The following is a 15,292-nucleotide window of genomic DNA, read 5'->3' on the forward strand; positions in this document are numbered from 1 at the left end:
AACGCACATGTTAACGACCGCATTGCAGCAATCTGTCAAAATTCCCGTCAGCAGCTATTTAGGTCTCACTGAATATGCCTATACCTGCTATGCCGACAGTAATGACAAGAACGTTTTTTACGTCGTGCCCGAAATTCCGGTGTTTTCCGCCCGAGACGGGAAACCACAGTTTATGTTCTACAAGTACCGCAGCACCGACCAGCAGGGCGGCTATGCGCAGTTTACCGTTAACCTGCCCCAGCCCACGGAGGAGATGAAAGATAAGATCCGCGCCCTGCTCTATAACAACATTTCGGGGCAACTGCGCGCCAAATCGACGCTGATTGTGAAGTACGTGAAGGCCAATAAAGCCTTTAAAGACGATCCGACCAACAAAACGAAAGAAAAAGACCGCGATACCGCGCTGAAAAACACCGGCTTAACCGCCGAACAGGCCAGTGTCTATGAGGAGTTGTACGATCCCAGCAAAGGCGATGATCAATTCTTAAACCGTCTGATGCCCGATGAAGCGAAAAAGATAAAGCTGCAACAACCGCGTTATACCACCGCGCAGGCCACCTTGATCCTCGATAATAACAAGGCGTTTTACCGGGAGATCCCCACGGTGTTGACCCCATCGGGCCTGGGTGACAACGATACCGTATTTAGCCTGTCGCTGACCGGCGAAGGCGCCACGCTATTCGAACAGGTTCTCAAAGGCTCTGAAAAAAATGCCAGCGTCGGCGTCCGGTTTAATTTCACGCTGGATGCCTCACTCCCGGCGGCAAGCGTTACCGTCAGCTATAGCAGCGAAAAAACCAAAGAGGTGACGCAAACGATCGATCGCCACACCTGGTCTGCCGATGAGAAAAAAATCGAGCAAAAATACCTCGATGCGCAGGCGATCACCTCCAAAGTGGATATTGGCCTGGGGCCAGAGGAACTGGGCATGAGCCCGGAACAATACCTCGCCTGGAAAGAGTCGCTTCGCCTGTGGGGGCAGAAACAGGTTGAGCAGATCCTCAGTAGCCAGACCGGTCTCGATATGAGCCTGAACCTGCTGAACGATGCTGGCGGCTTCGATAAATTCAAAGAGAGCCTGAATGACACCCAAAGTTTCACCCGCGTCTATTCAGAAAATGCCGTGGTGTCCTTTACCATCGCGCCGCAAACGCAGCTCCCCTCGATCCTTTCGCTGTTGCAGAAAGGCGAAAAACTGGACGATTACTTTAAAGAGTACGATCTTGACGACCCGTTCTATAGCCACCTGCAACCGGAGTTCTATGTCACCCGCGATCTGGCGAAATACAATATTGAAAACGTTATCGTCACAGTTAAATATGGCGACAAAGCCTCTACGCTGACCTTCGACAAAGATAACGATAAGCCGAAAAAAACGGATTACTGGTATGTCGACCAGAAACTCGGTCGCGTCTACAGCTACTCCTACGTGGTTAACTTCTCCGGCGTCCATGCCAAACCCTATCATTCCGGGCCTATCGAAGTGGTGGATAGCCTGGTGGAAACCATCAACGTCGCCCAGTGCGGTATCGTCTATGCCGATATTGCCACGCTGATCTCACCGGCGGGCTGGAAAATCTTCGAGCAGGTGGTGGTTAAAACGCAATATTCCGATCTCAAACATGGCATTGAAGAGAACCCGGTAAACCAAATCGTTACCGAGAAAAACCCGCCACAGCCCTATATTTATCCGATTGGTATTAAACAGGAAGAACCGATCTTCTTCACCGCCGACTACCACACCGTCGATGGCAGTAAACTGACCTATGTGCCGCCGGGTTCGGACTCCAGTTCGCAGTTGCCGGATTACGCCACCACCAAAGCCAACCAAATCCAGATCGAGAACGCCCTGCCGCGGCAGCAGAACTTTAACGTTGTATTCCAGATCCCGGAACAAAACGTGGCGTTTATCTCCTTCGACTTGTATATCGACTATCCGCGGTACCATTTTAAAATCACCAAAAATCTGACGGTGGACGAGTTCCCGGAGAACAAGAAAACCATCGTCAAATCACTCACCGTGCAAGTTATGGCGGATGAGGCCGGTAACGAGGCTGCATACAGTTATAAAGCAACCATTGTTTATAACGAAAAACCAGAAAAAACGATTGAGGATAAATTCACCGGCACCACTGTGTTTGTTAAGTGCTAGCGATATTTCCCGCCAGGGTAATGCGCGAATGCATTCCCTGGCGCCTGTCTCTCTTGATTAAGATGGACAACCGCTATGTCCAATATCATTATCCAGAACAATATTGCTTTTATTCCGGCCGCGCTGGAGCGCCCGATATTTTATTATATTGCGGCAACGCCGACGTGCATTCTCCATAGCGATAACACGCCCGCCGTGCAGTTGCAGGTCTTTCGCAACAGCAGCGATCCGGGCGATGTGTATTATGCCATGCTGTCACTGCAAACCCAGTTGACCAGTAGCCAGGCTGCGGCGCAGGCTGCGGCGAGATCCTGCCCGGCAATCCCTGCGGATGCGGTGTTGCAACCCTTGCAGGCGATAGCCTGTAGTGCAACCTTAAACATTCCCGCCATGCTGCCTGAGCAAGTGAACAGAGCCTCACTGAGCAATGAACAAGTGTGCTATCTCTTCGGCAGAATAGAGAAAAAAGAGGATATTGAGGTACTGGTGGCGTTATTACGCTCCCCGCAATCCGCTCCTGTTGCCGTAAGTTATAAAGTGGATTATTTGCAACAGTTACCGCCATCAACGTTTGAGCTGGAGGCAAACTGGCAGGAGGTATACGACTATTTAAAAACCAGCGTAGGATTTAATATCCTTATTTTATCGGTTGATATTGAGGATATTTCTTCAACGCTGATTAGCCAGCGCACCGTCAAGATTAAGACCCGTCAGAGCGACCCCGACAGCCATATTATTCAGGCTGGTGAAGAATTGACGACTATTTTAATCAGTGAATTTTTCACCCCGGTATTTGCCCATCAGGCGCCCGAGACGCCCCCCCGTTTTGGCTTTTATCTGCAGCAGGTCTCGCTGAAGGAGATAGATAATCGGCGTCTGAGTGCGAAGCTTTCGGAAACCACCGCCGTCAAACGCTCCATCTACCCTCAGGCACTCTTTGGCGCGCTGGTTGAAAACAGCGATTATCAACCGCAACGCGTGATCGAAATGATCGACCTGAAGGATGATTTTTTTGCTCACCGAACGGTCAATGTGCATCTGCTCAACCCGGAGCTTGACGATAATATTCTGCTGGTGGTGGCAAACATGACCTATGGCAAGCAGAACCAGGCGCTCAAGTTCAACGCCGGTGCGCCACAGCCGCAGACCTTTTCCCGTCCCAGTATTCTCGATCCAAACACCGGCGAAATGGTCTGGCCGGTCAGTTATCAGTTTACGGTCTATTTCCAGCAGCCCATTGGTGGCCTGGCAAGCGTGAGTTCCGGGCCGATGAGCACCTCGCTGGGGGACGTCTTCCTCGACGTTGAGTCTTTATATGCACGCTATGACTTTACGATAAAAACGCAGTCGCACTTTAACTGGGACTGGTATGACTCGGTGCTGGTCACCGTCATCTGCCAGCATTTACGGCAGAAAAACAATCGCATTGCGAAAAGTTTCCTGCTCGATCAACACACCACGCACGTCAATTACCCGCAGATGCTCCCGGACGCCGATCTCTGGCAGTTTGACGTCACGAAGCAGTACAGCAATGCCGCCAATGCCCCGCATATCCCGGTCACGCTGAACCAGGCTATCGGGCAGGATGTTTTCATTTTTTCGACGCTCTATCCGCAACGCACATTACAGGTTGCCGCCGGGTTTGACTGGCAGGTCGTCAGACAAGCCACGGTGTTTCTCAGTTACAACAGCGGGCCTGACGGTCCCGTGCTCCAGCAGATGCAGATGTTTACTGAAGATGGCGAGAACCCGCAGTCATTCTCCGCCGACCAACTGAACGCCGACTGCCGCACCATTGCCCTGGAAATCCTGGTCGAGTTTCAGCCGGATCACAGCAACGGTAACGATCCGCGCATCAACACCACCACGGATGCTGATTTTATCGATATTGCCAAACTCATTTAAGGAACCGCTATGTTACTACTCAGAGCAAAAACCGCGACCATCGACAACATCACCTTCTTTGCTGATGATTCTGATGACAACCAGTTCTGGTATATGCCCGGCGATATCCACCTCGCTGAGCGCGAGGGGAATCCCATTTTTACCTTGATTAAATACACCGGGGATGGCGCCGATCAGCAAGGTGGTTATATTAACTTTGAGGTGGATACCTCCATACCGGAAAGTGACCTGAAAAGCGCCTTCAGAACCTATTTAAGCAAGCTGAAAGTGACCCCGCCCAACCCGCTCCTGCAACAGGTTCCTTACGACAACGGCACGGTAAACTTTTTCGTACTGGATGCGCAAAACGCCAATGGCAAGCTGGTCAGTGCGCAAAGCCCAAGCCTGTTCGCTAAAAACAGCGCTATTTTTAGCGCAAAACTGACGCCGGAACAGGCGGTGATCCTTGAAGCGGCATTCAGCGAAATGCAGGCACCCGCGGCGGTAGCGTATAACCTGACCTACACCGGCATTACGCCCGCGCTGAAAGTGGAGGTTGAGGGTAAATTTGAAAATATCTACCAGGAATTCGACACCAAATTTGGCGCAAACATTCCGATTCCAATAGAGACGCCTGCCAGCTTCTGGCTTGGCTTCGACAGCGTGATGCAAAAACTTCAGCAGGAGCAGAAGTTAATTATCAAAGTCACCGAAAGCCTGCCCGGCGATGAAGCCGCCAAAGAAAAAGAGTGGGCGCTGGAGTTTGTGAAAGGTGAGATTCTGAAAAGTTTCTTCACCGCCTCGCTGAAACCCAACGAGGATAAAAATACGCAGGCCAAATCCGCCAGCGACTCGATTCTCGACGCGTTGTTCGCCAGTGGCAAGTCCGAAGACGGCAAAGAAGGTAAAGGTGGCCTGCTACCCTGCGCCTCGCTGGAGATCAAGCTGGTGCGCCGGGAAGAGACCAAAACGCTCAACTTTACCTATACCTCTTCCAAAGCCATCACCCAGTCCGCCGTGCCGCAGAATTTTATCGGCAGTAAGCTGCTGCGCGTGAAGAAAGAAAAGCCTTATTTTAAAGAGGTCAATGTTAACGATCCCTTCTTCCAGAAAATTAAGCTGGAGGTGCTCGGGCCGGACGGTTTTAACCAGTACGGGCTGAAAGCCGCCACGGTGGCGGTGAAATACAACAATAATATCTACACCCCGGATGCTTTTACGTCAGATAACGGGAAGTGGGAAAAGGAGATCGCCCGCAGCAAAAATACCCAGGAACTGTTTCAGATTGACAGCGAGTTTGCGTTTAAATCAGCGGCGGTATCCGGCTGGGAAGGCAACACCAGTTACCACCCGGCGTCCCGCAGCGCCTCCACCATGGTGAACCTCGATCCCACGGAAGTCCTGACCTTTAACCAAATCCGCATTAAGCCGGATAAGAAGTTCCCGTGGGATGACTATAACGAGGTGGTGGTTGAACTGCGCTATCAGGATGATGAGCAGACCATCAAGTCGAAAAAGTTCACCTTTTCTGAAGATGAACCGCAAATGCAGATCTTTAAATATCGCTGCCTGACAGAAAAACCCTGGACGGTAAATTACACCATTACCTACTACCTGCTGAACGGTAAAACGCGGCTGTTCAAAGGCGAAGAGAACCCGCCCGCCATCATTATCTCGCCGTTTAAAGAGGAGAATGCCTGATGGTGACGGGCATCACTTCCGTACGGCCTGCGGCGCTGGATGCGCTGGTAGAGGGGTTGTGCCAGCAAGCCCCGTGGCTCGCTGACGCATTACGGGCAGATGTTGCCCGTTTTCTGGAGCCCCGGCTGGCATCGGGCTATCTCTCTGCGGCATTTAATACCAGCCTGCTGGCGTGGAACGGCTGCCCGCTTGAATTTACCACCTCAACCGCCAGGCCTCAGGGTCTGGCGGGTACGTTTGATGCGCAATTGCCGCAGTTCCACTGCGCATGCGGCGACAGCCTGCGCTTTGGTCACTGGCAAGGACGCAAATACAGTCAGCAAGGTGTGAGCACCAAGATCTATAGCGAAGTGCCCGCTGGCGGCGACTGCCCGGTGCATTGGACCCACCAGGGCATGCCCTACAGCACAGCGCAACTGGCGGAAGCGGGCCTGCAACTGCTGATGGTCGGCCACTATCCCGACCAGGCCGACTCGCCGGTTGAGTTCTATTTCCAGTGGCACAGCGCGGAAATCACCCTCGACGATATTGTTGCGGTTGGCGCGCTGTTTGCCTGTGACACCACCCTGCCCGCGCTGATGCCGCTTCTGGCGGCGGCACGGGCGCAAACGCAAAGTGACGGGCATTTCCCGTATACCACCTACGGCTTCAGCGTGGTTTACCAGCAACAACAGCCGGAGAGCTTTACCGTTTTCACCGTCGCACCGCGTTTTTTTGGCAGTAATGCGCGTGTGCCCGATGCACTCAACAGGCTACTGGCGCAGCAGGCGTGCGCCATGCCGTTGCTGCAATCGTTGCTGGATAAGCACATACCTCTGCAATTCAACGTGCTCGGTCTCTCCGTCGACAGGCAGGGCCGCTGCGCCATCAGTTGCACATTCAGCCCGCAGAACGATCGTTTTACCGAGGTGGCGATAAACGTTGCCCCCTCACCACAACCTTCCACGCCGCTGGGTTGTTTATTGCAACGGCAGACCGCGAGCGGGGCTTTTCCTTCGTATGTGCGTACGCCGGATGGCCGCTGGCATCGGGATGAAAACGCCTTTGTTACCGCGCAGGTACTGCGCACGCTGGAATATACCGCTGAAACCGCGCCATACATTGAAAAAGCGCTCGATTTTATCGCCTCCTGCGCATGCCAGCCCGCACGTTACCGCTTCTGGCCTGCGGGTGCGCACCCGGCCTGGATGCGGGGCGATACCCTTGCTCCCGACGTCGACGACACCGCGATCATCACGGAGTTGCTGTACAAATTTGGCCGTATTTCTCTGGATGAGGTCGTGAATACGCTGGCGACGCTGAGCGCATACCAGATCCAGCGGGTGGATCGTCGCCTGGCGGAACCGCAATGCCAGTGGGCGGAGTGCCTGGCCTTTTATAGCTGGATGAAAGAACCCAATACGCTGGCGCAGCTCGATTGCTGCGTCAATACCAATGCGTTGATTTTGATAGCGTGTGTGAGCAAAGCGCAGAACCGCGTGATCCCGGCGTCCGCCCGTATCCTCACCCTGTTCGACAACGCGCTGGCGTGGAGTGAAAACCAGTACGATCGCATCAATCAACTGATCCCTTATTACGCGCATCCCAACGAGTGGCTGGTCACGTTGCACTACGCCGCACGTTGCGGCATTACGCATCTGACGCCGCTTATCGCAGCGTTAGAGAAATGGCGACTTCCCGCCAGCCAGACGGAAATACCGCTGTATCGCCGCCATGACGGGCAGTATCTCTGGACATCCACCGAACTGAACGCGTTCCGGCAATTAGCCCTTTCACACCCCATCAAGGATACCTATGAACACATTCCTCACTGACCTGGTCACCCTCAACAGGGTTATCCTGGCGAATGCGGCGCAACAGTTTCCGGGTGTCGCGAAACCGCAGCTACGCGCTCTGCGCGCGCTACCCACCGATCTGACGGCAGCGGTGAGCACCGAAATCGTCTCGGGCGAAATTCGCTATCAAATCACCACCGCCAAAAAAGAGACCGGCTGGATAATGACCCTCGATTTCGATCTCAATCAGGCGGTATCGACCCTTCCTGATGTGGTGCTGAGTTTCTCGACATTCGGCGATGAAACCGAGATGCGCTTCCAGCAGGTGGAAACAAAGCCCTCCGGCGGCAATAAATATCAGGCGCGGTTGCTGCTGTCGCTGCCGAGCGAACGGGATGCCTTACTGCGGGCGCTGGACAGTTATGATTCGCAGACCACGCTGGTTGTGGCCCTTAAAACCCACGACGGGATGCTCAACACCGTGACCGTGCCAACGGTGTTTTACTTCTCTCAGACCTATTACCCTTATATCTATCAGGGTCTATTACCCCCTCCGCCGGTGCTGCAACTCAAGTTGCTGAACATTCCGTTCAACGCGCACAGCGATCACTATTTCCAGGACTATGTCCACCAGGAATACCTTTTTTACCTTCCGGATCGATTTGCGCTGGCAACCGATGCCGCGAACGATGATAAGCCAATGTTATCCATCTCGTTCAGCGCGCCGGAACATGCAACCTCGCTGGATCAGATCAACGTGACGTTTGATTACTTTATCCTGCCGCAGGTCAATCAGGCGCGCATTGCCAACGCCAAAACCGTGTTTCACGATGAATACGAACAGCCGCGAGGGCAACTGTTTCCTCTGGCTAACGCCCATGCCTTAACCCTGCGGCTTTCGCTACCGGCAGGCATGACAGAGGAGAAAAACGCGCTGATCGACCTGCAAAGCGGTATCGTCGATGCCTTCACCTTGCCGTCATCACAATTTGGACAGATTTGGGATGCGTTGTTCGACACGGCGCAGCAAAGCCTGCTGCTTAAAGGTTTCCTCAAGGTCGAGTTGGTGGGATTTGACCCGGAAAATATCCCGGTGCAGTTAGCGCTCAACGCGAAATACAAAAATAGCCCGCGGGCATTTATTAAGCAGTCCGCACCGGTTGATATCACCAAAACGCTGGAATTCAGAAGCGATAAAGATGCCTTTGATCCCTACGGCCCGAAACCCATTTCCCGCATCCTGATAAGCGTGGGCGGGAAAACGATCGAACTCGATAAAGATCACACCAGCCAGAAAGTGGATGTAAAGGTCTCGGTGCTGGAACAGATCCTCAACCCCTCCAGCAAACTGGTGTATCACTACGATATGCAAATTTATTACGTCAGCGGCAGCAGGAAAGATCTCCCCGACCAGCAAACCACGTTTGAAGTGATCTACGTGCCCTGAGAGCTCGCTTGTGATATTTCCGGCGAATCAGGATCGGCTGACGATCCTGATTCGGCATTTATCGCCGCTGACCGGTCAGCAGCAGGCTGAAGGCCGCGGGCAACACCGTGAGCGTTACCAGCGTCGCCACCATCAGCCCGCCGATGATGGCAAAGGCCATTGGCCCCCAGAATACCTGGTGCGAAATGGGGATCATCCCCAGAATAGCGGCGCAGGCGGTGAGCATAATCGGCCGCGCACGGTGTTCCGCCGCCGCGATGATCGCCTCATCATTCGCCATGCCCTGCTGTACATTGCTGTCGACTTCGCTTATCAGGATCACCGCGTTGCGGATGATCATGCCCGCCAGCGCAATCACGCCCAGCAAGGCGACAAACCCCATCGGCGTCCCCGTCGGCAACATCGCCAGCACAATGCCCGGCAGGCCAAAAGGCGCCATCAACAACGCCAGCAGCATGCGGGAAAAGCGCTGCAACTGGATCATCAGCAGCAGCAACATCACGATAAGCGTCACGGGCAGCACCGCATAGACCGATCGGTTCCCTTTATCCGACTCGGCCACCGCGCCGCCCTCTTCAATCCTGTACCCGGCGGGTAATTGTGCCCGCAGCGTGTCCACTGCCGGGCGCAGCCCTGCCGACACCGCATCGGCGCGCATTCCCGGTGCGAGATCGGTTTGCACCGTAATAAACGGTAGCCGCTGTCGCCGCCAGATAACCGGATCCGCCACACCCCAAACCGGGGTTGCCACTTCGCTCAGGGGAATTTTCGCGCCATTGGTCCCGGACAGCATTAACGTCGATAATGTGCCCACATCCAGCCGCTCACGAACGTTGCCGCGCAGCACCACGTCCACCAGACGATCCTGGTCCCGCACGCGGGTGACGGTCGTGCCGGACCAGACAGTGTTCAACATCTGCGCAATACTTTCGGATGAGACTCCCGCGGCGCGCGCTGCGGTCTGATTCACCTGCAAGGTGATCACCCTTTCCGGCTCACCCGCCGTGAGATTGACCTCCCGCGCCAGCGGCGATGCGCCCACCACCGCAGCCAGACGGTGGGCGTAGCGCTGCACCTGCGCATAATCCGGCCCGCTCACCCGGTATTTCAGCGGCCAGCCAACGGGAGGCCCGAGCTCCAGCGGCGACACACGCGTGGTGATATCGCTAAAGTGCCCGGCCAGCAGGGTCGACAGTTGTTCACGTAAGCGATCCCGCGCCGCCAGGTTTTTGGCCACCACCACCAGTTGCGCGGTGTTTTCGTTTTCCAGTAGCACATCCATCGGTAAATAGAAGCGTATCGCGCCAGAGCCCACATACGCACTGAAGTGATCGATGTTGTCATTGCCAATCAAGGATTTTTCCAGGCGCTCAACCTGTTTTTCTGTTTCCGTTTGTGATGCGTTGGCGGGCAGCGAGAGGCTGACCAGCAGCTCGGGGCGATCGGAGGCCGGAAAAAACTCGCCCTGCATGTGTGTCACGCCCACCATCGACAGCGCCAGCGCCAGTAACGCCGCCCCGATTGTCGCCAGACGATGACGCAGCGCCAGATGCAGCAATCGCCGGTACAGGCAGGCCAGTTTTCCCGCACCGCCCGCGTGCGCCGGTAAACGCACAGGCAGCAGCCACGCGCCGGTCAGAGGTGAAAAGAGAACCGCGACAACCCACGAGCAAAGCAGCGCAATCAGCACCACCGCAAACAGTGAATAGCAGTACTCTCCGGCGCTCGATGCGGCAAAACCGACCGGAATAAAACCGGCAATCATCACCAACGTGCCCGTCAGCATCGGAAAGGCAGTCGTTTTGAATGCCCGGGTCGCCGCCTGCTGGCGCGTATCTCCCGCTTCCAGCCGGGCGACCATCGTCTCAACCGTGATCATCGCATCATCAACCAGCAGACCAAGGGCAATGATCAGTGCCCCCAACGAAATGCGCTGTAAGCCAATGCCCGCCAGCATCATCCCGACAAACGTCATCGCCAGCACCAGTGGGATGGCGGCGGCCACCACCAGCCCCGCGCGGGTTCCCAGAGAGACAAACGACACCGCCAGCACAATCAGTACGGCTTCCACCAGCACCCGAACAAAACCGCTGACGGCGTCGCTGACCACCGCCGACTGGTCTGCCACCTTGACGATCTCGATACCGTGCGGCAACTGTGCTTTCAACTGCGCCATTCTGGCATTCAGCGCCTGGCCGAAATGGAGCATATTGCCGGTCGGTGCCATAGAAATCGCCAGCCCCATCGCCGGTTGCCCATTGACACGAAAGACCGGCGCTGGCGGCTCCGCACGTTGTCTGCTCACGGTGGCGATATCCGTCAGGGGGATGTAGCGGTTATTAATATGCAAGGTCACGGCACGCAGGCTCTCTTCGGATGTCAACGCCCCGCTGACCCGCAGCGCCATATTATCGTTTTCGGTGCGCATCGTTCCCGCCGGCGCGACGGCGTTTTGCGCGGCTAACGCATCGCTTACCTGCTGGATATCCAGTCCCATACCCGCCAGTTGGCGTGGCGAAAAAGCGATCACAATCTGCTCTTTCTGCTCACCCAAAAGCGTGATCTTGCCGATATCCTTCAGCGACATCAGATCGCGGCGGATCCCCTCCAGCCGATCGCGTAACTCGCGGGGCGTATAGCCTTCGGCGGTAAAGCCATACAGCGTGCCGAATGTGTCATCAAACTCATCGTTAACGGCTGGCCCCTGCGCGCCCTGCGGCAGTGACGAGGCCACGTCCTGCATTTTTTTACGGACCTGATACCAGATATCCGCGACCTTTTGCGGTGGCGTATCGTCACGCAGGTTCACATAGATAACCGCACTACCGGCACGGGTTTCACTTTCGAGATAGTCGAGCCACGGCGTCTCTTGCAGCTTTTTTTCCAGTACATCGGTCACCAGCCGGGTGGTGTCGTCAATGGTAGCGCCTGACCACTGCGCGGACACCACGGCAGTTTTGATGGTAAATGCCGGATCTTCATTACGCGGCAGATTTTCGTAGCAGAGGATACCGGCGGCGACAATCACCAGCATAAGAAAGCTCACCAGTTGCTGGTGCGCAAGCGCCCACGCGGAAAGATTGAAGCTGGCGTGGTCTGAACGAGGCGTCATCATTGCGGCTCTCCGGGGATCACTTTTTCGCCCGTGCGCAGTTTGCTGACGCCTGCAGTCACCACTTTATCGCCGGGCGCTACCCCGGTGGCGATAATGGCTAACGAGGCGGTATAGCCCGCCAGCGTGACCGGTCGCAATTGCACCTGCTGGTGGTTATCAATAAGAAAGACGGCAGGACGGTCGTCCAAACGGGCGATCGCCGTTGCCGGAACAGCGTAGTGATCGCCGCCGGAGCCGGTGTCCGCGGGCAATGCCACCGTGACACTGGCACCCAGCGCCATCGCCGCAGGCGGTGTTTGCAGTGTTAATCTGACCCGCCATGTCCGGGTTTGCGGGTCCGCCTGTGGGCTGACATCCCGTACTGTCCCCGTGGTCTGCACCGCCGGGTCGGCCAGCAGTGCAACCGGAAAACGCGCCGCCGTGTCGGCTGACAAGCGTTGCGGGTCGGCAATATCAATCACCACATCACGCCGATCGCTGGTCGCCAGCGTGAAAACCGTCTGGCCTGCGCTCACCACCTGACCTGCCGCTGCACTGACGCCGGTGATCACTCCGTCAGCGGGAGATGTTAATTGCGTCCACGCCAGGTTGTCCCCGGCGTTACGCAGTGCCGCCTGGCTACTTTTCAGTCGTGAGGCGGCGGTCAGCCAGTCCGCGCGAGCGCTGTCAAGCTGAGTGCGGGCTATCGCACCGGAGGGCATCAGCTTCTGCATCCGGCTCAGGTTAAGAGCCGCCACCTGCTCGGAGGCTTTCGCCGCATCCAGGTCGGCTTTCGCACTGGTTAGCTGGTTTTGCCCGGTCGTGCTTTCCTGCCGGGCAAGGACCTGGCCTGCCCGCACGCGATCGCCAATATCAACCAGGCGGCTGACCATGCGGCCATCCAGACGAAAAGCGAGAGTGGTTTCATCATGCGCGCGGATCTCTCCGGTACGCGCGACCGCTTGCCCAAGCGCGGACGGCGCCACCACCACGTAGCGCACCGGCCGCGGCGGCGCGGGTTTCTCTGCTGACTTTTCACCACAGCTCGTCAGCAGCGGAACAGCCATGCTTAGCGCAATCAGCGGAAGAAGTGATAACAGTGAGGCGGTGCGTGCAGCAGTAAAAAGGTGGTGCAGGCACTGACGAAAGTAATCAGTAAATTGTTCAGGCATGACGGCGCTCCGGCACATAAAGAGCGCCATTTCATGCCAGTTAAATCGAGATTTACTGCATTTTTCGTCAAGAGTTTATCAAGACGCCAATTTTCCTTCCTGCGTCGACGCCGCCGGGAGGATCACGCTGATTTGCAACCCGCCTGCCGCCGGTAACGATGCGCTGATGCTCCCGCCATGCGCCAGACATATCGCACGGGCAATGGATAACCCCAGCCCGCTGCCGCCCGAATGCCGTGCACGGGAGGTTTCCGCCCGCGTAAAGCGATCAAACATCACCGGCAGAAAATCGGCATCCACACCGGGTCCGTTATCGCAAAAATCAATCCGGTACTCCTGCTGCTGGCGGGATAAGTGGATGGAGAGATGCCCACCCCGTTGCCCGTAGCGCAACGCGTTTTCCATCAGGATGGTAAAAACCTGCCCCAGGCGGAACGCATCGCCGTGATAAGGACAGGGTTGTATGCCATCAATGGAAACGCCGATCCCGGCGTCGTCGGCCTGCGGTTTCAGCCATGCCGCCTGTTCACGTAACAACTCATCCAGAGAAAAAACTTGTCGGTTGAGCGTCAGTTGGCCCGCATCCGCCAGCGACAGCAAATGCAGTTCGTCAGTCAGGCGACTGAGGTGTTGCAGTTGTTTCATCACCATCCCCAGTTGCTGGGGCGTGGGGTCAAAAACACCATCAAGCATGCCCTGCAAGCGACCAATGGAGGCGGTCAACGGCGAGCGAATTTCATGGGCCATCGCCACGTGCGATGCGCGCAATTCCCGGTCATAGCGCGCCAGTTGCCGGGTCATTACGTTGAAATCGCTGGCAAAACGGATCATTTCCGCAGGCGCATCCTTAACCAGCTCCGCCTGGCGGCCAAACTCCCCTTGCGTCACCTCTTCGGCGGCATCCCGCAGACGGCTGAACTGAATGGACAATGGCCGGGCATATTTCAGCCCCATAAACACAATAAAGGGGATCATCACCAACACCAGCACGCCGACCATTAACCAGTCGGCAGAAGCGATGGTCGGTGTGGAGTAGCTGAGCCCCCACCAGCTGTCCACAATATCGTGGAAACGCGCCGGGTTTATCTGCGGATCCTCCATCAGCACGAGGAATTCGTCACGCAGCGCGGCGGGCATCTTATGCAGGATCCAGTAGTTCTGAATGGCAAAGCGTAACCACATACACAGGGCGATAAGGATCACGGTGCCAATCGCCAGCGCCAGAATGCGCCCGCAGATCCAACGCCAGAGAGACTGATAAGTGGCATTATTCATGGCTGGCGAAACCTGTAACCAATGCCGCGAACGTTGGCTAACACGCCGGTAATGCCTGCGTTCTCCAGCTTTTTGCGCAGGTTGTAAACGTGCGTGTCCACCACCCGTTCCAGCGCTTCGCTCTCCGGCAGACAGTGCTCCAGTAAATGCTGACGGGAAAACGGTCGGGTTGGGTTACCCATCAGTGTCGATAGCAGGGAGAATTCCGTCGGCGTCAGCTCCAGCACCCGGACTTGGCCATCCTGCGTTACCGTGGCGGTAATGGCGACCCTGTCCACTTCCAGCGTATGCCAGCGCAGTACGTCGTCCCGCGTTTCCGCCTGTCGACTGCGGCGCAACACCGCCTGTACCCGCGCCACCACTTCGCCGGGGTGGTAAGGTTTAACAACATAATCATCCGCGCCGTAGCGCAGCGCACCGATGCGATCCGGGGTATCCCCCATGGCAGTCACCATAATGACGGGCACATCGCTTTTACGCCGCAGCGCCGCCAGGACTTCGGTACCGTTCAGGCCAGGCAGCATCACATCCAGCAGGATCAGATCCGGCTTCCAGCGTTGCGCCATTTCAAGCCCCGATAACCCATCGCCCACAATGGTTACCGCGTAGTTTTCTCGACGCAGATAGGCCTCCAGCACGCTGGCGGCATCCGCATCATCTTCAATCACAAGCACTCTTCTGGATAACATCTGCCCACCTTGACCGTTTCTTAACAATTTCCCGACCGTTCATTGATACGCCACGCCCATACTTCTGCACCAGCATACGGCAACCTTTTGGTCAGCCGTATTA

The 15,292-nt window shown here is 56.0% G+C and carries 9 protein-coding genes; 5 read left to right on the forward strand and 4 right to left on the reverse strand.

What is annotated here, in order from left to right; all coding sequences use genetic code 11:
• Window positions 1-7 precede the first annotated feature (7 nt).
• From ACQ3G7_RS13720 to ACQ3G7_RS13740, 5 genes are all read left to right on the forward strand, one after another.
• A complete protein-coding gene (locus ACQ3G7_RS13720; RefSeq protein WP_430890230.1) occupies window positions 8-2,152 on the forward strand; it encodes a hypothetical protein in 2,145 nt (714 codons plus the stop codon).
• 75 nt (window positions 2,153-2,227) lie between these two features.
• Window positions 2,228-4,057: a hypothetical protein gene (locus tag ACQ3G7_RS13725; protein ID WP_430890231.1), complete on the forward strand. Its 1,830-nt coding sequence runs from the start codon at window positions 2,228-2,230 to the stop codon at window positions 4,055-4,057.
• A gap of 9 nt (window positions 4,058-4,066) precedes the next feature.
• Entirely contained in the window at window positions 4,067-5,737 is a 1,671-nt protein-coding gene (locus ACQ3G7_RS13730) for a hypothetical protein (protein WP_430890232.1), read from the forward strand.
• Entirely contained in the window at window positions 5,737-7,551 is a 1,815-nt protein-coding gene (locus ACQ3G7_RS13735; RefSeq protein WP_430890233.1) for a hypothetical protein, read from the forward strand. The genes ACQ3G7_RS13730 and ACQ3G7_RS13735 overlap by 1 nt, the downstream gene beginning before the upstream one ends.
• Window positions 7,532-8,959: a hypothetical protein gene (locus ACQ3G7_RS13740; protein WP_430890234.1), complete on the forward strand. Its 1,428-nt coding sequence runs from the start codon at window positions 7,532-7,534 to the stop codon at window positions 8,957-8,959. Before ACQ3G7_RS13735 ends, ACQ3G7_RS13740 begins: the two co-directional genes overlap by 20 nt.
• 58 nt (window positions 8,960-9,017) lie before the next feature.
• Here ACQ3G7_RS13740 and ACQ3G7_RS13745 read toward each other — a convergent pair whose 3' ends face one another.
• The 4 genes from ACQ3G7_RS13745 to ACQ3G7_RS13760 form a co-directional block, all read right to left on the reverse strand.
• The gene (locus tag ACQ3G7_RS13745) at window positions 9,018-12,071 is read right to left on the reverse strand and encodes an efflux RND transporter permease subunit (RefSeq protein ID WP_430890444.1); all 3,054 of its coding nucleotides are present in this window, start codon (window positions 12,069-12,071) and stop codon (window positions 9,018-9,020) included.
• On the reverse strand, window positions 12,071-13,225 hold the full coding sequence (locus ACQ3G7_RS13750) for an efflux RND transporter periplasmic adaptor subunit (RefSeq protein WP_430890235.1): 1,155 nt from the start codon (window positions 13,223-13,225) through the stop codon (window positions 12,071-12,073). The genes ACQ3G7_RS13745 and ACQ3G7_RS13750 overlap by 1 nt, the downstream gene beginning before the upstream one ends.
• 78 nt (window positions 13,226-13,303) lie before the next feature.
• Window positions 13,304-14,500 (reverse strand): sensor histidine kinase, encoded by a 1,197-nt coding sequence (locus tag ACQ3G7_RS13755; protein ID WP_430890236.1) that lies wholly within the window; start codon window positions 14,498-14,500, stop codon window positions 13,304-13,306.
• On the reverse strand, window positions 14,497-15,189 hold the full coding sequence (locus ACQ3G7_RS13760; RefSeq protein WP_430890237.1) for a response regulator: 693 nt from the start codon (window positions 15,187-15,189) through the stop codon (window positions 14,497-14,499). Before ACQ3G7_RS13760 ends, ACQ3G7_RS13755 begins: the two co-directional genes overlap by 4 nt.
• Window positions 15,190-15,292 lie beyond the last annotated feature (103 nt).

The sequence above is a fragment of the Kosakonia sp. N21 genome, assembly GCF_050587465.1.
Classification (GTDB): domain Bacteria; phylum Pseudomonadota; class Gammaproteobacteria; order Enterobacterales; family Enterobacteriaceae.

Bases quoted from the DNA above. Each gene is read 5' to 3' on its own strand.
- ACQ3G7_RS13720 (WP_430890230.1), top strand. From the start codon at position 8: ATGTTAACGACCGCATTGCAGCAATCTGTCAAAATTCCCGTCAGCAGC.
- ACQ3G7_RS13725 (WP_430890231.1), top strand. From the start codon at position 2,228: ATGTCCAATATCATTATCCAGAACAATATTGCTTTTATTCCGGCCGCG.
- ACQ3G7_RS13730 (WP_430890232.1), top strand. From the start codon at position 4,067: ATGTTACTACTCAGAGCAAAAACCGCGACCATCGACAACATCACCTTC.
- ACQ3G7_RS13735 (WP_430890233.1), top strand. From the start codon at position 5,737: ATGGTGACGGGCATCACTTCCGTACGGCCTGCGGCGCTGGATGCGCTG.
- ACQ3G7_RS13740 (WP_430890234.1), top strand. From the start codon at position 7,532: ATGAACACATTCCTCACTGACCTGGTCACCCTCAACAGGGTTATCCTG.
- ACQ3G7_RS13745 (WP_430890444.1), bottom strand. From the start codon at position 12,071: ATGACGCCTCGTTCAGACCACGCCAGCTTCAATCTTTCCGCGTGGGCG.
- ACQ3G7_RS13750 (WP_430890235.1), bottom strand. From the start codon at position 13,225: ATGCCTGAACAATTTACTGATTACTTTCGTCAGTGCCTGCACCACCTT.
- ACQ3G7_RS13755 (WP_430890236.1), bottom strand. From the start codon at position 14,500: ATGAATAATGCCACTTATCAGTCTCTCTGGCGTTGGATCTGCGGGCGC.
- ACQ3G7_RS13760 (WP_430890237.1), bottom strand. From the start codon at position 15,189: ATGTTATCCAGAAGAGTGCTTGTGATTGAAGATGATGCGGATGCCGCC.